26 protein-coding genes are annotated in these 26,697 nt (G+C 36.5%); 6 read left to right on the top strand and 20 right to left on the bottom strand.

Annotated features, from left to right (window positions below; genetic code table 11):
• Positions 1 to 120: 120 nt before the first annotated feature.
• The 9 genes from NYE73_RS04000 to NYE73_RS03960 form a co-directional block, all read right to left on the bottom strand.
• Positions 121 to 1,008, bottom strand: a complete 888-nt coding sequence (locus tag NYE73_RS04000; protein ID WP_048391978.1) for a LysR family transcriptional regulator — start codon at positions 1,006 to 1,008, stop codon at positions 121 to 123.
• A gap of 68 nt (positions 1,009 to 1,076) precedes the next feature.
• Positions 1,077 to 1,517 (bottom strand): cyclic-di-AMP-binding protein CbpB, encoded by a 441-nt coding sequence (gene cbpB, locus NYE73_RS03995; protein ID WP_004224640.1) that lies wholly within the window; start codon positions 1,515 to 1,517, stop codon positions 1,077 to 1,079.
• A gap of 196 nt (positions 1,518 to 1,713) precedes the next feature.
• Positions 1,714 to 1,953, bottom strand: a complete 240-nt coding sequence (locus NYE73_RS03990; protein ID WP_048391979.1) for a hypothetical protein — start codon at positions 1,951 to 1,953, stop codon at positions 1,714 to 1,716.
• Between the two features lie 63 nt (positions 1,954 to 2,016).
• A complete protein-coding gene (gene fadH / locus NYE73_RS03985; protein ID WP_066037225.1) occupies positions 2,017 to 2,784 on the bottom strand; it encodes a 2,4-dienoyl-CoA reductase in 768 nt (255 codons plus the stop codon).
• A 151-nt stretch (positions 2,785 to 2,935) separates the two neighbouring features.
• Positions 2,936 to 4,120, bottom strand: coding sequence for an iron-containing alcohol dehydrogenase (locus tag NYE73_RS03980; protein ID WP_259951169.1), 1,185 nt, complete (start codon positions 4,118 to 4,120; stop codon positions 2,936 to 2,938).
• A 15-nt stretch (positions 4,121 to 4,135) separates the two neighbouring features.
• Positions 4,136 to 4,897, bottom strand: a complete 762-nt coding sequence (locus NYE73_RS03975; RefSeq protein WP_259951168.1) for a 3-hydroxybutyrate dehydrogenase — start codon at positions 4,895 to 4,897, stop codon at positions 4,136 to 4,138.
• A 12-nt stretch (positions 4,898 to 4,909) separates the two neighbouring features.
• On the bottom strand, positions 4,910 to 6,226 hold the full coding sequence (locus tag NYE73_RS03970) for a GntP family permease (RefSeq protein ID WP_054549811.1): 1,317 nt from the start codon (positions 6,224 to 6,226) through the stop codon (positions 4,910 to 4,912).
• A gap of 63 nt (positions 6,227 to 6,289) precedes the next feature.
• Entirely contained in the window at positions 6,290 to 7,810 is a 1,521-nt protein-coding gene (locus tag NYE73_RS03965; RefSeq protein ID WP_259951167.1) for a CoA-acylating methylmalonate-semialdehyde dehydrogenase, read from the bottom strand.
• Between the two features lie 15 nt (positions 7,811 to 7,825).
• Complete coding sequence (locus NYE73_RS03960; protein WP_259951166.1) at positions 7,826 to 8,719, bottom strand: NAD(P)-dependent oxidoreductase; 894 nt, start codon at positions 8,717 to 8,719, stop codon at positions 7,826 to 7,828.
• 235 nt (positions 8,720 to 8,954) lie between these two features.
• Between NYE73_RS03960 and NYE73_RS03955 the strand changes: the two genes are divergently transcribed.
• The gene (locus tag NYE73_RS03955) at positions 8,955 to 9,566 is read left to right on the top strand and encodes a TetR/AcrR family transcriptional regulator (protein WP_048391986.1); all 612 of its coding nucleotides are present in this window, start codon (positions 8,955 to 8,957) and stop codon (positions 9,564 to 9,566) included.
• Positions 9,567 to 9,612: 46 nt separating this feature from the next.
• Here NYE73_RS03955 and NYE73_RS03950 read toward each other — a convergent pair whose 3' ends face one another.
• The 6 genes from NYE73_RS03950 to NYE73_RS03925 form a co-directional block, all read right to left on the bottom strand.
• Positions 9,613 to 11,619, bottom strand: coding sequence for a GGDEF and EAL domain-containing protein (locus tag NYE73_RS03950; protein ID WP_066037230.1), 2,007 nt, complete (start codon positions 11,617 to 11,619; stop codon positions 9,613 to 9,615).
• 29 nt (positions 11,620 to 11,648) lie between these two features.
• Complete coding sequence (locus NYE73_RS03945) at positions 11,649 to 13,805, bottom strand: RNA degradosome polyphosphate kinase (RefSeq protein WP_048391988.1); 2,157 nt, start codon at positions 13,803 to 13,805, stop codon at positions 11,649 to 11,651.
• Positions 13,802 to 15,349, bottom strand: a complete 1,548-nt coding sequence (locus NYE73_RS03940) for a Ppx/GppA family phosphatase (RefSeq protein WP_048391989.1) — start codon at positions 15,347 to 15,349, stop codon at positions 13,802 to 13,804. The genes NYE73_RS03945 and NYE73_RS03940 overlap by 4 nt, the downstream gene beginning before the upstream one ends.
• A gap of 165 nt (positions 15,350 to 15,514) precedes the next feature.
• Entirely contained in the window at positions 15,515 to 16,417 is a 903-nt protein-coding gene (locus tag NYE73_RS03935) for a chemotaxis protein (protein WP_048391990.1), read from the bottom strand.
• Between the two features lie 65 nt (positions 16,418 to 16,482).
• Positions 16,483 to 17,805 carry an MFS transporter gene (locus NYE73_RS03930; RefSeq protein WP_054549808.1) on the bottom strand — a complete coding sequence of 441 codons (1,323 nt, stop codon included), beginning with the start codon at positions 17,803 to 17,805 and terminating at the stop codon, positions 16,483 to 16,485.
• Between the two features lie 203 nt (positions 17,806 to 18,008).
• Positions 18,009 to 18,329, bottom strand: a complete 321-nt coding sequence (locus NYE73_RS03925; RefSeq protein ID WP_016992449.1) for a winged helix-turn-helix transcriptional regulator — start codon at positions 18,327 to 18,329, stop codon at positions 18,009 to 18,011.
• A 158-nt stretch (positions 18,330 to 18,487) separates the two neighbouring features.
• On the opposite strand from NYE73_RS03925, the gene NYE73_RS03920 reads away from it, so the two are divergent.
• Complete coding sequence (locus tag NYE73_RS03920; RefSeq protein ID WP_259951165.1) at positions 18,488 to 18,880, top strand: DoxX family protein; 393 nt, start codon at positions 18,488 to 18,490, stop codon at positions 18,878 to 18,880.
• A 69-nt stretch (positions 18,881 to 18,949) separates the two neighbouring features.
• Here NYE73_RS03920 and NYE73_RS03915 read toward each other — a convergent pair whose 3' ends face one another.
• The 3 genes from NYE73_RS03915 to NYE73_RS03905 form a co-directional block, all read right to left on the bottom strand.
• Positions 18,950 to 19,816 (bottom strand): NAD(P)-dependent oxidoreductase, encoded by an 867-nt coding sequence (locus tag NYE73_RS03915; protein WP_259951164.1) that lies wholly within the window; start codon positions 19,814 to 19,816, stop codon positions 18,950 to 18,952.
• A gap of 300 nt (positions 19,817 to 20,116) precedes the next feature.
• Positions 20,117 to 20,293 (bottom strand): aspartyl-phosphate phosphatase Spo0E family protein, encoded by a 177-nt coding sequence (locus NYE73_RS03910; protein ID WP_004224595.1) that lies wholly within the window; start codon positions 20,291 to 20,293, stop codon positions 20,117 to 20,119.
• A gap of 92 nt (positions 20,294 to 20,385) precedes the next feature.
• Positions 20,386 to 20,574, bottom strand: coding sequence for a hypothetical protein (locus NYE73_RS03905; protein ID WP_259951163.1), 189 nt, complete (start codon positions 20,572 to 20,574; stop codon positions 20,386 to 20,388).
• Between the two features lie 123 nt (positions 20,575 to 20,697).
• Between NYE73_RS03905 and NYE73_RS03900 the strand changes: the two genes are divergently transcribed.
• The 3 genes from NYE73_RS03900 to NYE73_RS03890 all read left to right on the top strand — a co-directional run bounded on the left by NYE73_RS03900 (position 20,698) and on the right by NYE73_RS03890 (position 22,337).
• The gene (locus NYE73_RS03900; RefSeq protein WP_004224583.1) at positions 20,698 to 20,886 is read left to right on the top strand and encodes a YkvS family protein; all 189 of its coding nucleotides are present in this window, start codon (positions 20,698 to 20,700) and stop codon (positions 20,884 to 20,886) included.
• A gap of 79 nt (positions 20,887 to 20,965) precedes the next feature.
• Complete coding sequence (locus NYE73_RS03895; RefSeq protein WP_004224581.1) at positions 20,966 to 21,583, top strand: CPBP family intramembrane glutamic endopeptidase; 618 nt, start codon at positions 20,966 to 20,968, stop codon at positions 21,581 to 21,583.
• A gap of 61 nt (positions 21,584 to 21,644) precedes the next feature.
• Positions 21,645 to 22,337: a hypothetical protein gene (locus tag NYE73_RS03890; RefSeq protein WP_048391996.1), complete on the top strand. Its 693-nt coding sequence runs from the start codon at positions 21,645 to 21,647 to the stop codon at positions 22,335 to 22,337.
• Positions 22,338 to 22,421: 84 nt separating this feature from the next.
• Here NYE73_RS03890 and NYE73_RS03885 read toward each other — a convergent pair whose 3' ends face one another.
• The gene (locus tag NYE73_RS03885; protein ID WP_004224579.1) at positions 22,422 to 22,868 is read right to left on the bottom strand and encodes a MarR family winged helix-turn-helix transcriptional regulator; all 447 of its coding nucleotides are present in this window, start codon (positions 22,866 to 22,868) and stop codon (positions 22,422 to 22,424) included.
• A 122-nt stretch (positions 22,869 to 22,990) separates the two neighbouring features.
• On the bottom strand, positions 22,991 to 24,409 hold the full coding sequence (locus NYE73_RS03880; RefSeq protein ID WP_231595608.1) for a PAS domain-containing sensor histidine kinase: 1,419 nt from the start codon (positions 24,407 to 24,409) through the stop codon (positions 22,991 to 22,993).
• Between the two features lie 260 nt (positions 24,410 to 24,669).
• On the opposite strand from NYE73_RS03880, the gene NYE73_RS03875 reads away from it, so the two are divergent.
• On the top strand, positions 24,670 to 26,409 hold the full coding sequence (locus tag NYE73_RS03875; protein ID WP_259951162.1) for a B12-binding domain-containing radical SAM protein: 1,740 nt from the start codon (positions 24,670 to 24,672) through the stop codon (positions 26,407 to 26,409).
• Positions 26,410 to 26,697: the final 288 nt, after the last annotated feature.

Here is a 26,697-nt window from a genome sequence, read left to right as displayed (position 1 = left end):
ATACGATTTATATTGCATTTTGTTCCATTTCTTATGTTATCTTCATTAATATTCATAAACTCTTAAGAATTCTACAATGCAAAAAGGCAACTCCAAAACAACCTGGAGCTGCCTGATTTTCTATTTAGTATAATCAAACAAACACCGTGCATGATCCTGCACTACTTCCACAAACGCCTCTACTTGTCTTAATTCAAAAGAGGATTCATAACCAATTAGCCAAGTATCGCGTGTAAGACCAAACTCTTTTTCATCATTTGATAGAGGGATTTTGTGAATGGCATCGTGGTCATTTAACGTAATAGAAGGCAAGATTGCATAACCGATACCATTTAATGCCATTTGCTTGCAAATTTCAATTTGATCCACTAAAATTTGTTTTCTTGGATTCGAGGCAAAATGCTGCTGCCACCATTGCTGAATTTCTTGATAATAGTTGGAATCACTCTTATATTGAATAAATGGACGGTCTGTCTTTAACACATCTTCAATTGTTTTAACCTCTTTGTCCACTAAATAAAGAGTATCTCTGAAAAGGTGGATCTTTTCTCCTTTCCAGTCAACTTGGCCTCGTACAATGCCTACATGGGCCTCGCCCTCGTAAAGAGCCTTCACAATTTCAGAACTCCAGCCCGTCATCAGTGATATTTTAGCCTCTGGATATTTTGACACAAACTCCTTCAAAATTTTTGGTAGCCAGTTCTGACCAACAATGGAAGCACAAGCAATTTTCAATGTCCCGTTTACCTTTGTCGTTAAGGATTGAATCGTTTCAAATATTTCTTCCTTTTTGGCTAGCATTTCCTTTGCATAAGCAATAACTTGTTCACCAGCAGGTGTTGCTGTTAAACCTTTTTGTGAACGAATAAATAATTGTGCACCCCAGTCTTTCTCAATCGTTTGCAATCGTTGTGAAAGGGCTGGTTGGGATAAAAATAGACGTTCTGCTGCTTTCCGCATATTGCGTTCTTCAGCTAAGATTTTTAAAATTTCTGCCTCTGTTGCCATCAATCTGTAAACCTCCAATACAAGCAAAGAGGGCCTCATGATTTTCATCTGAGTTCCCTCTTAAGCTACTACTCTTTTTGATAAATATATTTTTTCAATTGCTTTAAAATAACACGTCTTGTTAATATCCCTGCGAATGTACCATCTTCGTCCACTACACATAAAAAGGCGTGGTTAATAACTAAATCCAAAGCACGCTGGAAAGTATCCGTCAGCTTCAATACAGCGATCTCTTTTTCCATAATAGAGTCAACCTTAATATCAGGTAGCTTTTCATATTCAATATGCTCAAGTCCAAGAATCGATTCGGTAATCATTTTCATGCTAAGTAAACCTTGAAGTCGATATTTCAAATCTAATACAGGTATGGACGAGTACCCTGTACGTGTTAGTACAAGGAGTGCATGTTCCGCACTATTTCCACTTTGTACATGCGCAACTTTTTCAGAGGAAATGATAAAATCACTAATTGGCATTGCTAATAAGTCTTTGCTGTTAGTTGAAATCATGAACTTCTTCTCCTTTTCTGTCCTCACTATGTAGAACAGTCCTTCCCTTTCATCATATCACAACTTTTCTATGTATGACCATGACCAGGCCGAGAAGAGTTTTCATGAACAATGAATTATTTTAGCCTTTACAGCAAAAACTTAGAATATCTTCATCCAGTCAAGTTTTTCGTGACTGAATGAAGATGGTTCTTAACTAATAGCCAGCCTTACTCCAGTAGTAAAAAATCATGATCCCTAAAAAAAGTAAAAAAATTGCATAGACCCAAACAATTGGGTTCAACATCGTTGCATATTCTTCAACTGTTTCTGAAATAGGGGTATCATTTTCAGATTTCCGTTCAGAAGTCATTTTAGCTATTTTTAACGTATAAACAAACGAAATAGCAGAAATGATCACAATGGCAATAATTGCTGGTATTAACCACATACCCATCGGCAAAACTCCTTTCTTTACCCTTAGTATGCGTCAACCCAGCTATTCGTTATGCAAAGATTTTTAGAATGGATATTGATTGAGCCACTGCCCACCATCCAAAGTTACACATTCTCCATTCATATAACTTGCTTTATTAGACATCATAAATGTAGCTAAATCAGCAATTTCTTCTGGTGTTCCTATACGGCCTAGTGGAACAGAATCTAGTGTACGAGCTGCCGCTGCTTCTGATTCCCAAAGCTTATCGGCTCCACCAGTACGCTCGATCGGACCTGGTGCAATAGCATTAACCCGAATCCCATACTGTTTCCCCCACTCAACAGCTAGCGTTCTCGTCAATGATAGTACCCCTGCTTTTGCTGCAGCTGAATGGATCACACCTGCTCCTGCATTCCAAGCATACGTCGCTACCATATTTAATATAGATCCTTTGATCTTATTCTCAATCCAATACTTGCCTACTGCTGAAGAGCAATAGAATGTACCATTTAATACGATATCTACAACAGCCTTCCAGCCATTCGGTGATAAATCCTCTGCACGTACAATAAAGTTACCCGCTGCATTATTCACAAGCCCATCCACTTGACCAAATTTTTCAATAGCAAATTCGAGCATAGCCTCAGCATGCTCAGGTACACGTACATCCATTTGGAATGTCTCAATAGAGGGACCCGCCTCCGCTATAAATTTCTTTGCCTCTGCTAATCGTTCTTCGTTACGACCTGTTATGACAACATTAGCTCCCTCAGTTACGAACTGCTTTGCCATATACAGCCCCATACCACTTGATCCACCCGTAATAATAATCGTCTTCCCTTGCAACATTCCATTTCCCCCTTTGTTAAAAATGAATGGTGATTCACTAAAAGTTTACTATATATTCTCGAATATGTCATATTAATTCTATAGAATGCGAGTTTATTTTCTAAAAAAATATAAAAGAGCCATTCATTCAATGAATAGCTCTCCAATATCATTAAAACTCATACGTATAGGCAATTTTATATAGCTCCATTAACTCTTCTAAAGTTGGTATCTTCGGATTGTTACCAGGGCTCCCACTTGCAAGTGCATCCTCAGCCATTTTAGGAATAGCCTGATAATAAGCATGCTCCTCGATTCCCCACTGCTTTAAATTGCCAATTTTCATATACTTACACATATCTTTAATGGACGTAATAGCAAGCTGAGCAAGCTCCTCTTGCGATAGACGTTCTTTTGTTTTATTAAAAAATTGTCCTAAATCTGCCAATCGTTCTATACAAGCGTCTTTTGAATAATCTAGTACAGCTGGTAAAAGCATCGCATTGGAGATGCCATGCGGTACGTGGAAAAGTGCCCCAATCGGACGGGACATTCCATGTACAAGGGCAACAGAAGCATTAGAAAATGACAGCCCTGCCTGCATCGAACCCAATGACATCGCTTCCCTAGCATCAACATTATCTCCATGTTCATAAACCCTTATGATGTTATTCACAATTAATTCCATAGCAGATAAGGCGAGCACATTCGAATAAGGATGAGCTAAACGCGATAAATAGCTCTCAATGGCATGGCTCAATGCATCTATTCCAGTTGCTGCGGTAATTGCTGGAGGTGAGGTAATGGTTAAAATAGGATCAACAATCGCTATAGTGGGCATAAAAGCTGGTTGCTTAATCATCATTTTCACATCACTTTTTGTATTGGTAATAACAGTGGCATCTGTTGCTTCAGAGCCTGTACCTGCTGTTGTTGGTATCGCAATGTGTGGAATTGGTGCTTCAGCTGCAACCTTTGCCATTTTCATATAATCTCCTATGTAGCCGCCATTTGTAGCCACTACTGCAATCGCCTTCGCCGTATCAATACAGCTACCACCACCAACAGAAATAATGACATCACAGTTTTCTTTCTGCAAAAGCTGCAATCCCTCTGCTACATACGTATCATCTGGCTCAGTTGTCACCCCTATATATGAAACGACGTCTATCCCTTGGGTCTTTAACAGTGTATGGCATTTCTTGATAAAGCCTAAACTGTCCATAATTGGATCACTAACAATTAATGCCTTTGAACCTAGTTTTTTCGCATACTCTCCTACTTCTTCAAATGAATCTCGACCATATACAATCGTTCCTGGTGAATGGACAGTAAAGATGGTTTTTGTTTGAATCATATTTTCCCTCCTAAGCTATTGAGCTGTATAGCCACCATCTAATAGAATGGCCTGGCCGGTTAACCCCTTTGCTACATCACTTGCTAAATATAAAGCAAGTCCTGTAATTTCAGAGACATCAAGTAAACGTTTTTGCGGTACAAGTGGATATAACACTTGTTCAAGAACTTCTTCCACTTGAATTCCCCGTGTCTGTGCTAAGTCCATAAACTGATTACGTACTAATTCCGTGTCAACATACCCTGGACAAATAGCATTTACCGTAATTCCCTCTGTCGCCACCTCTAGTGCCGTTACCTTAGTAAGCCCAATCACACCATGCTTTGCTGCATTATATCCTGCCTTCCCAGCTAACCCAATGACGCCATTGATGGAGGCCATATTGATAATACGACCAAATTGATTTTTCTTCATATGTGGTAACGCATACTTCATCGCCACAAAGGGAGCAACGACCATCACTTTTTGCATTGACTCAAAAATTTCTGTCTTAAAATCCTCAATAAGTGACACATGTTGAAATCCTGCATTATTGATTAAAATATCTAATGTTGAGAATTTATTAATCGTAAAATCAATGGCTTCTCTTATGGCTTGTTCTTCTGTCACATCACATATATAGGAAGTTAAAGAGGGGTATTGTGCGACGGCTTCCTCAAGAAGCTGTTCATTTTTATCTGATATCACAACATTAGCCCCTTGCTCAGCAAATGCTTGTGCCATAGCAAGACCAATACCACGAGCTGCCCCTGTAATAAAAACCGTTTTTCCTTGCATACTTCATCCCTCCTACATCCCTAATGAGAATAATATGATTGCAAGTATTGTACCTATGATAGGGATAATAACCGTCAAAGCTCCAAATGGCATATATGCATCCTTATGCTTTTCATTACATACTGAATTGATGGTTGTCACAACATATCCTCCGTGCGGCAATGAATCTAGGGAACCAGATGCTATAGCGATTGTCCGATGCAACGCCTCTGTATCTACACCCATCTCGATATAATGCGGTGCTAGTAAGGGCATAGCAATTGTTTGTCCCCCTGATGCTGAACCTGTTAAACCAGCAATAACCGCAATTGCTAAGGCTCCTCCAATCAGCGGACTGCCAGGGATATTGGTCATTACATCAACAGTTGCAACAAAGGATGGTGTTGCTTTTACTACCCCGCCAAAGCCGACAACAGCCGCCGTATTTGCAATGGCAATAATAGCACCCATTGCACCTGCTGCTAATGTTGCGCCAACTGACTTTGCATATTTGTAACTCACTAAATAAGCAACGATACAGCCACTAGTTAAGGCTACAATTAAAGCAGAGGTTCCAAGTGAATCGTGGAAAATATAAGAAATGACTAAAACAACTAATAATGGTATGAGACTCAAAAGGGGACTCGGAAGCTTTCTTGTTTCATCAGCTACTGGATCGGTGGAGCGCTCAATGAAAATTTCCCCATTGTTAACAGCGCGTTTAATCATCCAATTCAGCCAAAGCGAGCCACCAACGGCCATAAAAATAGCCACGACAATACTAACTTGCCAACCTGCATATGGAGTTGTACCAAGATATGGAATTGGTATCCAATTTTGAATCTCAGGTGAGCCTGCTGATGTCATCGTAAATGTGACAGAACCTAGGCCCAGTGCAGCAGGAATAAAACGTCGTGGAAAGTTTGCTTGTTTAAATAAACTAATAGCCATTGGATAAACTGAAAAGGCTACGATAAAAACTGAAACACCACCATATGTGAGTACTGCTGCAGCTAAAACTACAGCATATGTGGCATATTTCACCCCTATTTTTTCTACAATCCATTTAGAGACACTATCTGCAGCGCCTGTGTCCTCCATGACTTTGCCGAAAATGGCGCCCGCCATGAACATTAAATACCATGAACCAACAAATCCGGTGAATCCATCCATATAGCTCGTTAGAAAGTTGGCTTGATCTTTATCAGCTGTTTGAGGAAAAAATGCAAGACCGTTTGTTAAGGCTGCTAACAGCGCAGTTAACGGTGCTGAAATAAGTAGATTTACACCCTTCATTGTTAAATAAACTAATAATGCTAAACTACCAAAAAGACCAATATACTCTAACATTTACACCCCACCCATCCCCTTTTTTAGAAAAAGAGCTGTATAACTCTACAGCTCTAGGTTTTATTAGTCGTTATTGCTTGGGAATGCAAACGTGGATGCTGAGGAGGCATTGCCAGCCATCCAACGCTCTGAAATTGTCTTAGTTTTTGTAAAGAATCGTGCTTGATCTGGGCCAAACATATGCCCCTCGCCAAAACGAGATCCTTTAAAGCCTGCAAAGTTATGGTAGCCAACAGGAATTGGAATTGGTACATTGACACCAACCATGCCAACATCAATTTCTGTTGTAAATTTTCGAGCTGCTAATCCATCATTCGTAAAGATTGTGACACCATTACCTAGCTCATGCTTATTGATAAGTGTAATAGCTTCCTCTAAGGAATCTACACGAACAACATTGCGAGCTGGACCAAATATTTCTTGCTCGTAAACTTCCATGCCTGGCTTTACATGATCTAATAATGTAGGCCCTACATAAAACCCTTTAGACTCTTTGACAATATCAAGTTCTCGTCCGTCACAAATTACTGAAGCTCCTTCGGCTTCCCCTCGATCAATTGCAGTAAGAATTGCTTCTTTTGATTGCTGAGAAATAACAGGGCCAAAATCTGAATCAGGGTTTGTATATGGGCCTACTTTCAGATTAGAAATTTTTTCCTTAAGAATATCCACTAGGCGATCAGCAGTATCCTTTCCTACAGGCATGATAGTAGATATTGCCATGCAACGTTGGGATGCTGCTCCATAAGCTGCACCAATAAAGGCATTAGCAACCTGTTCCAGATCCGCATCTGGCATCACGACCATATTGTTTTTACCACCACCAAGAGCCGTTACACGTTTACCGTACTTTGATCCTGTTTCATAAATATATTTAGCTACTGGTGTTGATCCAACAAATGAAATCGCTTGCACAGTTGGGTTTTCTAAAAGTTCATTGACCGCATCTTTATCACCATTGATTACTGTCCAAATACCATCAGGCAATCCCGCCTTCTTCCAAAGCTCACTAACATATAATGAAGTCATTGGCACACGCTCAGATGCCTTTAAAATAACCGCATTTCCTACAGCAATGGCCATACTCGTTTGTGCTAGAGGCACCATGATGGGGAAATTAAATGGAGAAATTGCTGCCACAACCCCTAATGGATATTTTGCAGAATAAGCATTTATTTGGCCTCCAACATTTACGGAGTATTCTCCTTTCATTAAATGTGGCGCACCAATGGCTAAGTCAACAGATTCAAGTCCTCGTGTAATCTCACCTTTGGCATCTTCAATCGTTTTACCGCTTTCAGTACAAATGATTTGTAATAGCTCTTCCATATTTTCAGTGATAAGGTTACGGAACTTTAATACAATTTCTGCCCGCTTAGCCACTGATGTATCACGCCAAACCGGAAATGCTGCTTGAGCTTGCTCGATTGCATCTTGTGTTTCCTCTACTGTTGCAAGGGGTACCTTAGCAATGACTTCACCTGTTGTTGGGTTAAATACCGAACCGAATCGGCCACTTTTTCCTTCAACCAATTTGCCACCAATAAAATGTGTTAATGTTTTAACCTCTTGTGTCGTTGTCATATCCATTTCCTCCTCTTAAAATTGTTCTAGTTTACATTTTTCTTTTAAACTTAAATAAGCTGCAGACATATCTTTTTCTCCATAGCCCTGCTGAGCAATTTCACTATAAAGATCCACTAACTTTTCGCCGATTCGCAGCGATACGCCTGCTTCATCCGCCATTTCCTTAGCTAACTTCAAATCTTTTAATAGTAGATTTGTCGAAAAGCCCGGCTCATAATTATCATTTTTCATATATTCCAAATAATTACGTTCATAAATACGGCTTTGCCCATAACTATTATTTAATACTTCATAGAGCGTGTCTGCCTGAATACCCATTTTTTCGCCAAGTACAATCGTTTCAGCGACTGCCTCTGTGTAAAAGCCAATCATTAAGTTATTGAGTAATTTAATTCGCGTTCCTATACTTGAAGATGTGCCCAAATGATAAATATTTTTACCGACTATTCTGAATATTTCACCAGCACTTATATAATCATCTGTGCCACCACCAACCATAATAGTTAATGTCGCATTGATAGCCCCTATGACACCCCCACTGACAGGCGCTCCCAAATAACGTAATCCCAAAGCTATAGCTTCTGTATGTAACGTATCATTCAATTCGGGATTAACAGTACTAAAATCAATCAGTAGGCACCCTTTCTTTGCATGTTGTAAAATTCCTTGCTCTGATCGATAAACCAATTCTACAACCTGAGGGGTAGGCAAGCTTGTCATAATAACATCACATTGTTTCGCAATATCCATAGCTGTCTCAAGGCCGAAACCCCCTGCTGCTGCGAATTGTTCCATTGCTTCCGCATTCGTATCGAAACCATATACCTGATAATCTGCTCTTAATAAGTTAATAGCCATCGGTAAACCCATATTCCCTAAGCCAATAAAACCCAATTTTTTCTTCATTGTGACCTCCCCATTCCTTGAAAATACAACAGAAAACTTGATGAGATACTAGCCAACTTTCATTTTTTAAAGTAACATTAGTAACGAGATAATATCATTGACCGCAGTCATTGACTTCGGTCATTTAAATCATAATCAATCGAAATCCATCTCGTCAATTAAAAAATTAATATTTTCAGAATATTTTTTACAAAAGATATTTTACAATATTTAATATAGGAGGTATTAGCTACCAATGGAAACACTCACAAGCAGACAGAAAAAGGCATTAGAAACACGTGAAAAATTATTGAAAACTTCTTTAGATTTATTTAACAAGCATGGTTATGAACATGTTTCTGTTGAACAAATTACAAAGGCATGTAATGTTTCAAAGGGTACATTTTATACACATTTCCCATCTAAATATGATGTTATTTTAGAAAAATTTAAGGAGCTTGATAATTTTTATCGTACAGTTGAAAAAAATATTGATCCCACATTACCAGCAAGTGAAAAAATACTCTTAGTGTATCAAGAGCAAATGAGATATTTAACCAATATTGTGGGAAAGGATTTATTACGTACAGTATATACGGCTGCTATGACAAACCAAGTAGAACAGGATCATTATTTAATCAATCCACAACGTAAGATTTTTCAGATAATGAATACATATATCGAGGAAGGAATTCAACATGGGGAATTTAGACAAGATGTTTCTGCTGCTACCATACAAACACTTATTCAGCGCTGTATGCGTGCGAATGTCTATGATTGGTTGATACATAGTGAAGACTTTGACCTAGCCTCTGAAATGGCGCAATTCACAGCAATTGTCTTAAACGGTCTTAAAAACGGCAAATAAAAAAGTAGCACTTCATCTATTTTGTGATGAAAGTGCTACCCGTTTTCTAGCTTACAAAATATTGTTGTACAATCGTTTCAACTGGTAATGGTTTATTATACAAATAGCCTTGCCCTTTTTGACAACGATGGCGTTTGAGAAAATCAACTTGTATTGGTTCTTCAATTCCCTCAGCAATGACCTCTAATCCTAAATTATGAGACATCGAAATAATGGCTTTTATGATGGCTTCATTTTTGTCATCCTTTGCTATATCTGCAATAAATGACTGATCAATTTTAATAATATCAATCGGATAACGCTTGAGATAACTTAATGAGGAATAGCCTGTCCCAAAGTCATCCACAGACACATAAACACCTAATTGCTTCAGTTCTGTAAGAATCGAAAATGTTTCATGTACATTTGTCATGGAACTTTCGGTAATTTCTACTTCTAATAATTCAGGCGGTACACCATATTTCTTTAAAGCTGTTTTAATTTTTCGGGCAAAATTTTCTTTTCTAAACTGTTTTGGGGATATATTGACTGCAATCCGTACAGGACGATATCCTTTCGATTGCCATTCTTTTTGGTAACGACATACCTCATCAATAATCCAATCACCGATTTCAATAATCAACCCTGAGGCTTCCGCAATAGGAATAAATTGTGCTGGTGATACAAAACCAAATTTACGGTTATTCCATCGTAATAATGCTTCAAAGCTATTGATGCTATTATTTGCTAAATCCATTTGCGGTTGTAGATGAAGACTTAGCTCATTAAATTCAATTGCTCGACGTAAATGTGCCTCCATTAATGCTTCGTTTGGAAAAATGGCCGTCATATCTTCACGGTAGTAGCGATAATGTGAACGACCATGTTCTTTAACAGAAAATAAAGCTTTATCTGCTTTCCGTACAAGTGTCTCGATATCTTTACCATCTGCTGGGCTAAGTGAAATCCCAATCGATACGCTAATAAAATATTCCTGTCCATCTATCATAAATGGCTGTTTTAATACGTCCATAATCAAGTTTGCAGTTCGTTCAATTTTTTGGATGGTTGCATCTTTTAGCACAAAAATAAACTCATCACTATTATATCGATATAGCGAACACTTTGAGTAGCAAAGCTCCCGTAACCTATGACTAAACATACGCATCAAATCATCTCCCTTGCTCTCGCCAAGGGATTCATTAAACTTTTTAAAACGGTCAATGTCAACTAAAATAAGAGCGGCTTGCTTATGCTCTTGCTTTTTATCATTTAAATGCTGTAGCCAATGCTCCTTAAAAGCTTTTCGATTCCAAATACCTGTTAATTCATCCATTAGTGCTAGGTAATAGAATGCTTCATGATCATTCATAAATGAATTAGCATCTTTAACAAATAGGTGGACACCCACAACCTCACCATTATAATAGGTTGGATGCGTTCTTAAATAAAAGGGCTCTTTGCTTAGTAAATCACCTTTCAATAAGCATTTAGGCATGCCAAACGCTGAACCTTCGATTGTTTTGGTAAATAATAGTTTAAACTCATTGAGATATTTACTTTCGAGTAATGAAAAAATATCTAGTCCAATTAGACTGTGCTGCTCTCTCGATAGTGTAGCAGTAGCAGCAATATTTTGATGAATTATTCGACCTTGTAAATCTGTCGTTAACACTGGACTTATATGTTGTTCAATGAACTGTAAATAGGGATTTTCTTCAAATGATGTCGCTCGAAGAATAATGGCAACTATTGATTCAGAAAAGTGCTGAACATGAAGCATAAATGTTTTCTCTTGAAGACCGTTACCTAATTTTAGAGTATGCTGTTTATTGATTTCTTCAATTAGAAATCCCGACAATTGCAGCCAGCATTGCTTAGTAAAAAAGTTCTCAGCGTTTTTGGCTGTTATATCCTGCAGCTCAATCATTGACGATAGCTTTTCATTAAATTCAACGACCTCAAACACTGTCTTATCAACTTGTCTCAAACAAATGATTGCATCAAATGGATTCAGTTGCATGAGCTGTTGATATTCTGCAAATGGCGCTACATTTTCTCTACATTTTTTCATTCTATCCCTCACTAAGTAGCGTGTTTGCTCTATTCTTCGTCTAGCGTAGGCTTTAATGCATCCTTCAAGAAAATTTCCTGGCTATTTAATGGATCTTCGCTACGATCAAACTCTTTATAATGATACTTACCATTAGAGTCTTGAATACGGGCTTTGGCAGTATCCATTAATTGTGCATTCATTATGTCAATAATACGAGTTTTTGCTTCACTTGCATATACAGGGAATAAAATTTCTACACGTTTAATCATATTGCGTGTCATCATATCTGCAGAGGATAAATATACTTTATTTTCCCCATTATGATGGAACCAATAAATACGAGAATGTTCAAGGAAACGACCAACAATACTTGTTACCGTAATGTTCTCACTAATACCTGGGATTCCTGGTCTAATACAGCATATACCACGAATAATAAGCTCGACCTTTACACCCGCAATCGATGCCTCATAAAGCTTCATCATTAAATCTTTGTCTGTCAATGAATTCATTTTTGCACGAATAAAACCATTTCCATATTTTTTATGACAGGCAATTTCCTCATCCATTAACCGAATAAACTCATCGCGTATATCAAATGGTGCAACGACTAAATGATTAAAGGTAGGCTTTTCTGTATAGCCACTTAAGTAGTTAAAGAAATTTGTCGCATCAATGCCAAACTCTTTATCTGTCGTTATTATGCCCATATCCGTATAAATTTTTGCAGTTGCATCATTATAATTTCCTGTACCCAAATGGACAAAACGTTCAATTTTGCCGTTACGACGACTTACGACTAGCGTGATTTTTGAGTGCGTTTTTAAATTATTCATCCCATAGATCACAAGACAACCTGCTTGTTCTAATTGTTTTGCCCAGTGCACATTGTTTTCTTCATCGAAGCGAGCCTTTAGCTCCACTAATACCGTTACTTGTTTACCATTTTCAGCGGCAAGCTTTAACGCTTGAATAATCGGTGAATTTCCGCTTACTCGATATAATGTCTGTTTTATAGCCAACACATTCGGGTTGACAGCGGCCTCAGAAATAAAATCAACAATAGGGGCAAAAGATTCATATGGATGATGGAAAAATATATCCTGTTGAAGTGCTTTTTCAAAAATATTTTCGTCAGACTGTAAATCTAAAGGTGGCTGTGGGATAAAGCTTTCATATTCTAAATGCTCACGACCTACTGAAATACCTTTCACAAAAGAGAACATAAACGTTAAATCCAAAGGACCATCAATATGGAATACATCCGATTCTTCTATTTCGAATTCATCTAGTAAGTATTGCAGCACTTCCTCGTTCATTTCTCCAACTCGAACTTCTAAACGGCTTCCTACTCCCCATTTTCGCTTTTTCAGCTCTTTTTCGATCTCCACGAGAAGATCTCGAGCCCCTTCTTCATGGATAGTTAAATCTGCATTTCTTGTTAAGCGGAAGGCTTGTGCTGATTTTACGCTATAGCCATAAAACAGCTTTTCAATATGCGCTACTATCACATCCTCCAATAAAACTACAACTGTCTTACCTTCTTCGGACGGTACTTTTATATAGCGATCTAACACAGATGGAACCTGGACAATCGCCACTTTTTCACGACTTTCAAGATCTGACTCATCCTGCTCTAACAGCACTAGTAAATTCAAAGTTTTACCAAGCAAGGTTGGGAAAGGACGATATGCATCCACTGCAACAGGGGTTAAAACAGGGAAGATAGTTTCTGCAAACATTTCATTGATAAATGATTTTTGCTTGCTATTTAAATCTTTCATGTCCGCAATATGTACATTATGTTGAGGGAGTAAATCATAGATTAAATGTCTATACACCTCAGTTTGTCGACGCACTAATGCTTGTGTGCGTTCTGCTATTTTGGCCAACTGTTCCTTCGGCGTTAAGCCAGATTTGTTTTCGGGCTTATGAAAACCAGCACGTACCTGGTCCTGTAAGCCTGCAACACGAACCATAAAAAATTCATCTAGATTGGAACTAAATATAGCTAAAAATTTTAAACGCTCGAGCAGAGGATTATTAATATCCTCTGCTTCCTCTAGCACGCGTTCATTAAAGGCAAGCCAGCTTAATTCACGATTATTATAATATTGAGGCTTTGCAATTTCCTCTAACAATAGATTGTAGTTTTCGGAGAACTCTTCCCCATGTAGCTCGTTTTTCGTTACTTCAGTTGTCATCCATTGTTCCACCCTTCTTCAATAAAATTGATCTTCATTGGGATTTTTAATGCACGTTCTAAATGCTTTCTATGTCGATTGGCTTGATACTTTTCAGCCGCAGCATTCTTTTTTACATAAATATTAAGCTGAACATGATCTTCTTCGGTGTGCATTTCAATAGCATGTACTATATTGCGTTTTGAAACATTTAATGCATAGACAAATTTTAATAACGCTCCGAAATCTCTTATTTTACGATGTTCCTCCCGACTCATCCATGTAGCAAATGGGGCAGCAAATCGTTCGAAATAATCTTTATTTTTATAGGAGGCAAGAAGTGCTAGTTTTACTCGTTCTAAATGATTTAAACCATCAATGGATTGATTCGCAATTAAATAAAAAGTATGTTGGCTTGAAGAGCTTAATTCGATATACTCTCCTATATTAAAAACCTTCGCCGCTTTTGCTAATAAATGCAAATCTTCTGGATGATATTGCAAGTAGCCTAAATGACAACATTCACGATACAATTGGTCTGCTAAATGCATTAAATAATCTACTTCCACTTCACTCCGACCATACTGACGTGCTAATCTTCTAGCATTTCCTTCAAATACATTATATTTATCAAACGCCTTTGTATCTGTTTGCAAAATCCGTTGAATAATGAGTCCCTCACGTAAACCTCGCTTTGTCAGTTGGAAGGTCTCACTACCAACTACCTCCATCAACACTCTAAATACCTCTAATGCAGGAACAATGATATCTGCACGGTCAGATGAGAGACCATCCAATTGTTTCAATTCCTGAAAGCTTAATTGCCCTAAAAATAAGCTTAAATCATCCAAATTTTCCTTTGTCATTTCATAACCATGTACGCTGGCAATAGGATAATCATGCTTTTGTTGATGTATTTGAGCAATATTACGTGCACTACCACCAATTGCGATAATAGGTAGAGCAACATTTTTTATCCAAGGGAGTGTTTGGAACTGCTCTTTGACAAAGGCAAGAAGCTCTTTTTTCTCACTACTATTGATAATGTCACCTTTTACAAAACGTTGCTTTAAAGAAACTGTCCCAAAAGGGAAACTATGTGATTGCTGAATTTCTTTATTTTCAAACAGCGTAATTTCGGTACTACCACCACCGATATCGATTGTTACGGCCGATTTTGTACCCATGGAGTAAGCAACAGCAACGTAGCCAAAATAGGCCTCTTCCTCTTCTGATAAAAGCTCTATTTGGATACCAGTCCGTTCTTTCATTTCCTCTATAATTTTGTCTCGATTAGTGGCTTGTCGAATAGCCGCAGTCGCAGCAGCTTTTACATCTGTTACTTCAAAATCCTCAAGCATGGCTTTAAATGTTAATAAAGTTTCTGATAACACTTGAATACCTTCATCAGACATCTCTCCTGAGGGCTGTAAATATGTACGCAAACGTGCTACCGTCTTAATATTTCCAAGCTCACGAAGTCCCTCTTCATTATCATATTGATATAATACTAATCGTATAGTATTGGAGCCGATATCAATAATAGCTGTTTTTAATTCATTCAAATAATCACATCCTTCAAGCATCTACCATTTATTTTGTTCATAATATTTGGACATATACAAAAAAATCGGACCCTCTTAATTAAGGCATCCGACTTTACTTTCATTTATTTATACTTGCAGGATACCCATTATTAAAATTGAGAAGTATCATGTAAGCCATGGTGATTACAGAATAAGTTGGTCAACACGTAAAATGAGCTCTGCAATTTCTGGCTTACTTATTTGATCCTCAGCCCCTACTTGATCACCTTTATGACGAAGGTCATCTGTAATTAGACTTGAAAAAATGATAACAGGAAGCTTTTGAAGATCGGGATGCTCTTTGATTTTTCGTGTTAAATGATGGCCATCCATTTGTGGCATTTCAATATCCGTTACCACCAATTGAATATGCTCTGCTATGTCACTACCACTCTTTGCAATTCCCTCTAAGTATTCATAAGCATCGCGGCCATTTTCAAAGAATTCAACATTGTCATAACCAGCTTCACTCATAGTATCAAACAGTAATTTACGTAATAAGGGTGAATCTTCTGCAATTAAAATTCGCTTTCCAGATCGCTCACGTTTACCGAGCTTTTTAACAGATTCCACACTAATTCCTGATGCAGGATTGATATCCACCATAATTCTTTCGAAATCTAGTAATAGAATCATTTGCTCATTCTGTTTAATCACACCAATTACTTGTGATGTACCCCCTTGATACATATCTGAAGGCTTTTCGATTTGATTCCAAGAAATACGATGAATTTGTGTTACATTATCTACATGGAAAACGACACGTTGTTTATTAAATTCTGCGACAATATATTTTTGTTGTGGATTACGCTCAGCACCTTGAATTCCTAATACTCGTAGCATATCTACAACAGGTAATACCTCACCTCTTAATTGAATGATTCCTTCTACATGCGGGTGCGCGTGTGGGATAAACGTTACTGGGATCGGTTGAATAATTTCTTTTACTTTAATAACATTGATGCCAAACTTATTGTTTGCTACTTCAAATTCAACAATCTCTAGCTCATTTGTGCCACTTTCTAATAATATTCCTTTATGTTCCAATGCAACCCCGCTCCTTTCTCTACATCTGTTTATAATTCAATTGTATCATAGGCAATACATTTCTCCTACTTGCTATTTCCATTTTTATCATTAACTTTTAGATGTACCAATAGACCAACGACAGTCATAACGATCAACGTTGATAATGCTACACGACTAGCAATAGTACCATAATCCTTCATCCATAATGTAACAGTTCCATATATAGCTGGACCAATAATGGAGGATACTTTACCTGAAAAAGCAAACAACCCAAAAAATTGTCCACGTTTTTCGTTCGGTGATAATTCAATAATATATGTCCGAGATGTCACCCACATTGAGCCAAGTGATATACCAAATAGACTACCAGCAAGCCAGAACATCCATTGTGCTGAAGCAAAAACAGCGAATACCAAAGCAACAATCATAATAAGTGCAACAATTGTAATGGCACGTTTAGCGCCTATTGATTTCGTAATATACCCAAAGGCAAGTGACCCAATGATTGTTGAGACAGTAGAGACCAAATAAAGTACGATAAATTGTCCAGAACTAAAGCCAACAATCGTTGTCGCATAAACAGCCATCATAGCAATCGTTGTAGCAATGGCATCATTTAGAAAGAAATAAGCAATCATAAAGGTAAAGATTGCTTTATATTGCTTCATATCTTTAAATGTTTGAATGATTTCTTTATAACCATCTAAAAACTTTAAGGACTTTCGTTGGGACTTTGGGATCGGTGTATCTTTATTAATTAAGAATAATGGCAATGAAAAGAGTAGATACAGAATGGCTGTTGGGATAAACGCTCGATGAAAATCGCTGTTACCAACATACAAGTAAACAAGTAATCCAAAAAGTGTACCAAGATACCCGATTGCAACACCATACCCTGAAATGAGTGGCATCTCTTCTTTTGTCCCTAGATCACCCATCATAGAATCGTAAAATACTAAACTTGAATTAAAGAAAAATTTTGCTATGACAAAACTTGCAACTACCAAAAATAAACTAAGAGGCACACCAGAGTAATTGACAGTGGTTTGTACATTAGCAAATATTCCCATCATAAATGTAAATAGAATAGATATGGATGCAAACCATACAATAAATCTCTTTTTATAACCTGTGTTATCAATCCACACACCGAAAAGGGGTGAAAAGATAACGAGCAACAAGCTTGCAATGGCATTTGCATAAGATATAAAGGTGCTCGCAACTTGTTGCATGACTTCATTTGTTCCTAAAACCTCATCCATGTAAAAGGGAAAAAATATTGTATTTATATTTGAAGAAAAAATTGTATTCGCAAAATCATAAAATGCCCATGAAAGTATCGGTAATGATAAATAAATGGCTAATTGACTTCGATGTTGTACGTCTATAGCTGTACTCTTCTTCATAAAACCCTCCTCTCCATTCTCTATAATAAACAATTAATTTCTCTCTGAAATAAAAAATACCTTTTTTTAAAGAAAATTAATATTATTTACAATATAACAGTAAATTCACTGAAAAATAACTGCCAAATGGTCGATAATTGAACGCTTATTTTCTGTGTAAAACCAAAAAAGGTATTCAAGCCCCTCGCTTGAATACCTTTTTATCATTCTATATCTATGGTTACCCATTCAGAGGACCATTGCTCAATCGCTTTTAGCACAGGTGCAATAGCATAACCCTTTTCTGTAAGTTCATACTCAATGACAACTGGTGTTGATGGAATTACTGTACGTAGCACTATTTGCTCAGTCTCTAACTCCTTTAAACGTTCTGTTAATACACGACTACTAATATTCAACTGATTTTTAATGGTCGAATACCTTTGCGGACCATCTAATAGCTGATAAATAAGTAGCGTATTCCAACGATGATTTAATATCATGAGTGCTTTTTCAAATCGCGGACAAATATTTTTTTGATCCAAATGACTTCCCCCCTTTGTATATTAGTTCCTATTTAAGAGTATATCACTTTTTAAAAAAACTTGTTCTAAAAATACATTAAGTTACTTGACAAAAGTTGTTTTTAAAAATAAACTAAGTTACGAATTGTAAGCAAAAAAAGATAAGGAGTTACTTTATTATGCAAAATATTGGTTCAACAATTTTACGTATCGTTCTAGGCGTTATTTTTGCAGTGCATGGTTTTCAAAAATTTCAAGGTGGCATTAGCTATACAGCTGAATTCTTTGATAGCCTAGGTATACCAGGATTTATGGCGTATATCGTGGCAATTATTGAATTAGTTGGTGGAATTGCAATTATTTTAGGTTTAGCAACAAGAATATTTGGTGCTTTATTAACCATTACAATGATTGTGGCGATCTTTACAGCAAAACTTAGCATCGGCTTTATCGGGGCAGATGGATTGGCTGGTTATGAATTAGATTTAGCTTTAGGTGCAATAGCTCTTTACTTTACTCTCGCAGGCGCATCCAGCTTCTCACTGGATTCTCAACTTTTCGGGAAAGAGTAAAACAAAAAAAACCTGAAGATCTCCCATTTAAGGAGCCTTCAGGTTTCCTATTCAGAATCCCATCGCGAATTATTTATAATACTTTAAGAGTGCTTGTGTACCATTATCACCATAGCCTGCTGCGATTAATTTCTCATACATTTCATAGGCTAATGCAAGTCCTGGTAATGTTATGCCCATTTTGTTTGACTCGTCTAAAGCTATTTTCATATCCTTTACAAAATGTTTAATATAAAAACCTGGTGCAAAATCTTCTTTTATCATACGTGGGGCTAAATTGCTTAAAGACCATGAACCTGCTGCACCTGAAGAAATCGATTGTAATACGGTAGGTAAATCTAATCCTGCCTTTAGTCCATAAGCTAGTGATTCACACACGCCAATCATACCAGAGGCAATAACAATTTGATTGCACATCTTTGCATGCTGCCCAGCTCCTGCTTCACCCTGATAAATTATATTTTCTCCAAATTGCTTCATAATTGGCAATACCTTGTCGTATGTGACCTGATCGCCACCAATCATGATAGACAAAGTGCCATTTTGAGCACCAATATCCCCACCTGAAACAGGGGCATCTAAAGCCTCTACACCGATAGATTGAGAATACATATAAATTTTCTTTGCTAAAGATGGCTCTGAAGTCGTCATATCAATGACAATATTGCCTTGTTCTGCTGTTTGGAAGAGGCCATTTTCCCCAAAATATACTTCCTCTACATCTGAAGGATAGCCAACCATTGTAAAGGCAATTTCATGATTTTTAAATGCTTCAGCAGGTGAGCTTGCCCATGACGCCCCTAAGGCAACAAGAGGCTCTGCTTTTTCTTGCGTACGGGTATAGACGGTTACTTCATGACCATTTTTTAGTAAATGCTTAATAATACTAGCACCCATTACTCCAGTTCCAATAAATGCAATACGTTTCTTTGTCATATGTACATGCTCCTTTGTTCTAGAATTTCTGTACTCTCCGTGAGAGTCCAACTCTATATCTTTTCAGTTTAGGTGAAGGAATGAAATAATTCAAACTCTTCCCACAACTTGTACTAAAATTTATATGTAGGGCATATATACCGAATAAGCAAAAAAAAGAGAGCAAGTGATTGGGGGATCACTGCTCTAAAGGGGGAAATGAGAATGTTGCTGTGTTCATAGTAAGTTATTCCCCATTGAAATGCATTTTAAACATATATGTTAAAATGTTTTTTACTCTGAATACTGGAACAATCTTTTTTAGTCTTCTTGATCTTTTTCTTCTTCAAATGCCATCTGTCTATAATAAGTATTCATTAACTGATCTAATCTGCGACTCAGTTGAATGGTTTTTGCATTTTGTAACCCGTTTTCTACACCTGAGCGAATCATCATCTCACGAGTTTGTTCCATTTGTTTCAAGAGTAGATTGACCATTCATACAACCCTCCACACACAAATAATCATACCATTATTATACATTTATATTTCATTTCTTACAGCATTAACTTACGACAATGTTCGACAAATTAACTTCTAGGTGTTTCAGTATAAGTATAGATAATTCGCCCATTTTGCTTGGCCTCACCTCTATAATGTTTAAATAATGGGTGTTTTACAAGAATTTCACGAAATTCGTAAAATTCTTCCTTTTGAATTTCAATACTTTTTCTTTCCCCATTTTGTAATTGTTTAAGCATATTTTCGTATTTTTCCATGAACTTTATTCCTCTCTTTGCCTCATTTGTGTAATAAATTATGAATTATTTAAAAAAAGCTTTACGTTTACCAATTTTTCATGCAAACTGTATATTATTAGTCGATGAAGGAGCTGACTGTCTGTGAAAATAGCTGAAGTTGGAAATATTATCGAGTTTAAAAATGGTCTCCAAGGTATTGTAGAAAAGGTAAATGAAAATTCGGTGATCGTTAATTTAACATATATGGAGAATTTTGATTCCCTTGAAATTGAAGAAAAAACGGTCGTCAATCATAAACGATATAAAATTTTATATACTAATGAAGCTTAATAGTCTGAATAGTCCCTTTTTGTCTTAATAGATGATAAGGGACTATTTTTTTGATAAGATTAAGGTATGGAGGTCGAATATGCTAACAAATTCGAAACAAACAATACTATTTCTCCTTTCTTTATTATTCGTTTATGGTATGCTTGCTTTTACCTTTGCTAACCAAGCTGTATTTTGGTACATGTATGCATTCACTCTACTAGTATGTATTGCCATTGCCATCTTAGCTGGCTCCATTGAAGATCAATTACCTACATGGCAATTTTTACTCTTTGGTATTGGATACGGTACCATCACATATGGTATTATTCGCTTTGGTTACTGGCTCGCTCCATATATTAATAATAACTTAGTACAATCCGTTCAAAAATTTTTAGCAAGCTACGGACCACAAAATATTTGGCACTATGTTTTACTCGTATTTATCGTTGCCATAGGTGAAGAATTATTTTGGCGTGGTTATATCCAACAACAGTTAAAACGTTTTATGCGCCCACCGCTGGCTGTCATAGTTACCGCAGTATTATGTGCTGTATCAATTGCCCTTAGCGGATTTATGCTTGGTGTCATTGCTGCATTGGTAACAAGCATTATTTGGGGCTTCTTATATGAATGGCGTAAAAGTATGCCACTTGTTATTGTAGCTCATGTCGTTTTTGTACTATTATTATTTTTAGTGTTGCCGTTAACATCATAACATTAATATTTGGAAACATTTTATCTTTACTAACGTTTAATTTAGAAAAGGAGGGTTTTTTATGCAAAAAAAATTAGTTTCTATTCTTGCATTATTACTAACAGCCGTATTAGTTGTAGGTTGTAATACATCTGATAAAACAGGGGATTCAGATGCTCAACAAAATGAGCCATCAAATACTGCTGCCGATCAAAAACCATCTGGAGATGATACAGCAGGTGAATCAAATGAGGAAGAAGAAGATACACCTGCATCAAATGATACAAATACAGAGGATGCTTCTAAACAGCCTCAACAAGATGTAAAATACGTTCAAAATGGTGTAGATAAAACTGAAAAGGCAACTGAATCAGCAAGTGTTGATCAAAGCTATAAACTACAACAGCTTCCTGGTTTTACACTGACACAAGAAGAGCCTGGTAAAGACATGTTAGTGTCCAATGATGATGACGAAGTGTTTATGCGTATTGAAACAATTGAAGCTTCACAATCGAGCTTTGAAGAAGTAAAAACAACTATGCAAGATTATATGAACGCAGTTGGTGAAACAGTAGCTCTAACTGCTGAGGAATTAGCAGCATTTAAAGATGTTCAAAATATCGAGGGTTATGTTGTGGACTTCGACACTGAGAAAGTAATTGGGGTTGTCCTTGAGAAAGATGGTCTCATTACAAAATTAACTATTCATGATAATGATGAACAAGATTTAACAGATGCTATGCTTAATATGGCAGCAACTATATCTAAAAAATAATAAAATGCTAAGGACGATAGACATAGTCTATCGTCCTTCTATTTGATCACAAAAAAGTTGTCTCAAATCAATGAGACAACTTTTTTAATAAGATAGGTCCTTTATAGAAAGGCCAATTTTCTTCAATAACGTAATAGCTTGTTCTTTTTCTTCTGGGGATAGTACACTCATTAATTCATGCAAATGCTGTTCGTGTTTTGGGAACAGCTCTCCCATAAAAGCTTCACCTTCAGGGGTGATTTCTGCATACGTAACACGACGATCAGCAGGACAAGATACTCGTAATAAGTAACCTCTCTTCTCTAGCTTATCAATGACATACGTAATAGACCCACTGGCTAACAAAATTTTATTGCCAATTTGCTGTAATGGCTGTCTTCCTTTATGATAGAGAAGTTCTAGAACAGCAAATTCAGTTGGGTTTAAACCATTATCCTGAAATAATTGATGTGTTGTTTCATTAATTGCTTTTAGTGCACGTGATAATACAATATATAATTTTAAAGATTGTTTTAGATCTTCTGACGGCATATTCTTTTCCTCTCACTTCGCTCTTTATACATGACATTATAGCGACATTAGAAAAGCATTGTCAAAAGCAATATATGATTTAGAAGGTTTTGTTGTTCATTATGCAACCATTTTTACTTTCTTTATGTTACTAAATAAGCAGAATCTTTTGTGGATACTTCCATTGTATCCATCTGATTGAATGTGTAAATTGGAAACTGCAGATGGAAGCATGTCCCCTTCTGTAGTTCACTACTAACGCCAATTACTCCTTCATGTTCTTCAATCACCTTTTTCACGAAAGCAAGGCCCAGTCCTGTCCCTGTTGATTTTGTCGTGTAAAAAGGCTGGAATAGGTTTTGAAGTGTCGTGCTGTCCATGCCAACACCTTCATCTTTTATCATAAGTTCGACAATCGCACAGTCATTTGTTGCCATTTCGACGGTAATCGTACCACCATTATTCATGGATTCCATTGCATTTTTAATTAAATTCATCAGCACTTGCTTTAGTCGATTCTCGTTGCCGCCAATATAGACTTGATTAGAGGTTGAAATATACTGAATCATAATATTTTTCATGAGTGCATCTGGTAGCATAAACTCAATGACTTGCTTTACAATATGATCCAGTTCTAATAATTCCACTTTCATCGTTGTTGGCTTAGACAAAACTAATAATTCGGATAAGATTTGTTCCATCCGTTGAAGCTCACTGTCAATAACAGAGAGATACATGCGTGATTCATCATCAGCATTTAATTTTAGTAATTCAGTAAAACCCTTTAAAGAAGTTAATGGGTTACGAATTTCATGTGCAATACTCGCTGCCATCTGTCCCACAACGTTTAATGCTTGCTGATGCTCAACTTTATGTTGAAGTTGCTTTTTCTCTGTTTCATCATTAATCACAGTGACAATAATATTATTGTATTCATCAAAAATACTTGAAATTTCATAATAGCAAGTTCTGCTTACTTGTGTTTCATCGACTACATGAATGCTTGCATGTTTTTCACCCATTAACTTAGAAAGGTAGGTTGTAATTTGCCCTTTTTTCAATGTAAATGAATCAAATATATGCTGATGCGCTTTATGAAGAAGCTGCGAATTTTCAACTTTCAGAAACATTTCCGCATATTTATTTAGCCCAAGAATAATACCACTAGCGTCACTAACAATAACAGCATAAGGTAAGTAATCGTAGGCATTAAAAGATTGCGCTCTCTCATGTGCTTGGCTAACATATAATTTATGGGCAACATCATCATTTAATGTTGAAATTTGCGCAACAATTTCCTCTGTATTAGGATCATAAAAGCATTTGAAAGATAACATTTCGTAGTCATTTCCAACTGTGCGAATATTGAAAATTTCCTCTGAACGTAAATCATTTTGTAACTGTTTGACGAACTTAGTCCATTTAAAATTAGATGGCTCGTCCATAGCTAAATAGCCAATATAGGTTAAATTAAGATTGAAAAGATTGATAGCAGCCTCATTGACGTTTAAAATTTTCCCTGCTTTATTGAGTATAAGTGTTGGTGACGAAGTACTTTTCATAAGATTTCCAAAACATTGATTAATATCATTTTGCTTCAACTTTCTCACCGAACCTTTCAAAAGAGTAAAAAACCTCTAAAATCGAATTTTGAGCCTTTACTATACTTTATGACAGCACGATTCTATTATTACAAAATTTAGTAAATTTAAGTATTTTAAATTATTTCACGAACCGTTCACAAAATAAATAGGTAAAAAGAATTATATTGTATGTCAGATACTTGACTGATACAATAGGATGTTGAAAGGAAGATTATTGCATGAATACTATTTTAACTACTTTGAATGCAAAGTATATTCACACAAATTTAGCATTGCGCTATTTAAAAGGCGCAGCTTTACCGGAGTTTAATCCAATTATAGCAGAGTATACTATTAAAGACCCTGCTTTTAATATTGTATCAGATTTATTCCAAAAAAAACCTGATATCGTTGGATTTAGTTGCTATATCTGGAACATCGAAGAAACAATTCACGTTATCAAGATGTTAAAAACTGTCTGTCCAAATGTTAAAATTCTGCTCGGGGGACCTGAGGTTTCTTATGATTGTCACCATTGGTTACGTCGAATACCTGAGGTAGACTTCATTGTGATGGGTGAAGGAGAAACTTCATTTAAACAATTACTGCGCTATTTCCACGGTGAAATATTGTTAGAAGATGTTCCTGGTATTTGTTATTTAGAGGACGAGAAAGTCAAGATTCACGCTATGCCACCTAAAATTGATTTGCGCGAATTACCAAGTCCTTTTCGTTTTGAGGAGGATCTGCCCTATCTAGGTAAGCGAATTCAATATATCGAAACAAGCCGAGGCTGCCCATTTAGCTGCCAATTTTGTTTATCTTCTATTGAAGTTGGCGTCCGATACTTTAACCGTGAAAAAATAAAAGAGGATATTCGTTTCTTAATGGATAACGGAGCTCGAACAATTAAATTTGTAGATCGCACCTTCAACATCAGTCGTAGCTACGCAATGGAAATGTTCCAATTTTTAATTGATGAACACAAACCAGGTGTTGTATTCCAGTTTGAAATCACGGCTGATATAATGCGCCCTGAAGTCATTCAATTCTTAAATGATAATGCACCAAAAGGTTTGTTCCGATTCGAAATAGGTGTTCAATCTACGAACGATTTAACAAATACTCTTGTAAAACGTCGTCAAAACTTTGAAAAACTAAAGCGAACAGTTACTATGGTGAAAGATGGCGGAAAAATAGATCAACATTTAGATTTAATTGCAGGTTTACCAGAGGAAGATTACGCTAGTTTTCGTCAAACATTTAATGATGTCTTTGCAATGCGGCCAGAGGAATTACAGCTTGGATTTTTGAAACTTTTACGCGGCACAGGACTTCGATTAGAAGCCGAGAAGTTTGGCTATACCTATGTGGATCTATCTCCTTACGAAATCTTTTCAAATAATGTTCTAACATTTGATGATATCGTCCGTATTAAGCATGCAGAGGATGTTCTTGAAAAGTATTGGAATGATCACCGTATGAATCATACGATTGAATACTTGGTTACAGAGGTCTTTGATACACCATTTGATTTCTTCCAAAACTTCGGAACATATTGGGAAACAAAAGGTTGGTCTCGTATTGGTCATCAGCTAGAGGATTTATTCCGTCGTTTATTAATGTTTTTAGAAACGATTGATGATGTGAATTTAAACATTGTCCAGAGTTTAATGCAGCTTGATTACTTAATGGCTCAGCAGTTCCAACCACGGAAGCTATGGTGGAATGAGCGTCCTACAGAAGAGCAACAAAAAGCCCTTTATCACGCTTTACGAGAAGATCCAGCTATCGCAGGCGAGGAATTTGCTAACTTTAAGTTAACTGAAAAAGAGTTGTTTAAGCATACCTTGATTATCCCTCATGCTCTTGATTACCAAGAGTTTGCAAATGGCAAAATTGTACAAAAAAATGGCTATCTGTTAACCTATTTCCGACATGGTCAAGCACCTTACTTTGCAACAATCTACTCTAACTAATAAGAAACGCTAGTCCTGTCATAACTATCAGGACTAGCTTTTTTTATTACTTAAACGATTCTTAAATCCTCATAGTAACAATAAAGACTGCTAAATTTATTCCTTCTGCGCTTCATTGTTCGGTTAGTTAAGTACTCATAGCCAGCCTTACCAATATAGGTCAAATTCCTTAAATAAAGATTGATAAAACTTTGTAAAAAATGCCCAAAAAACAATCTATCTAATCAGGAAATAAAAGTTTAAATTTTTTGAATATTTTATGACAAGATAATATTTTTTACTTTTATA

The organism is Lysinibacillus sp. FSL K6-0102, assembly GCF_038003545.1.
Taxonomy (GTDB): Bacteria; Bacillota; Bacilli; order Bacillales_A; family Planococcaceae; genus Lysinibacillus; species Lysinibacillus capsici.
Note: the sequence above shows the minus strand (reverse complement) of the source record. Positions and strands in the feature narration are given on the sequence as shown.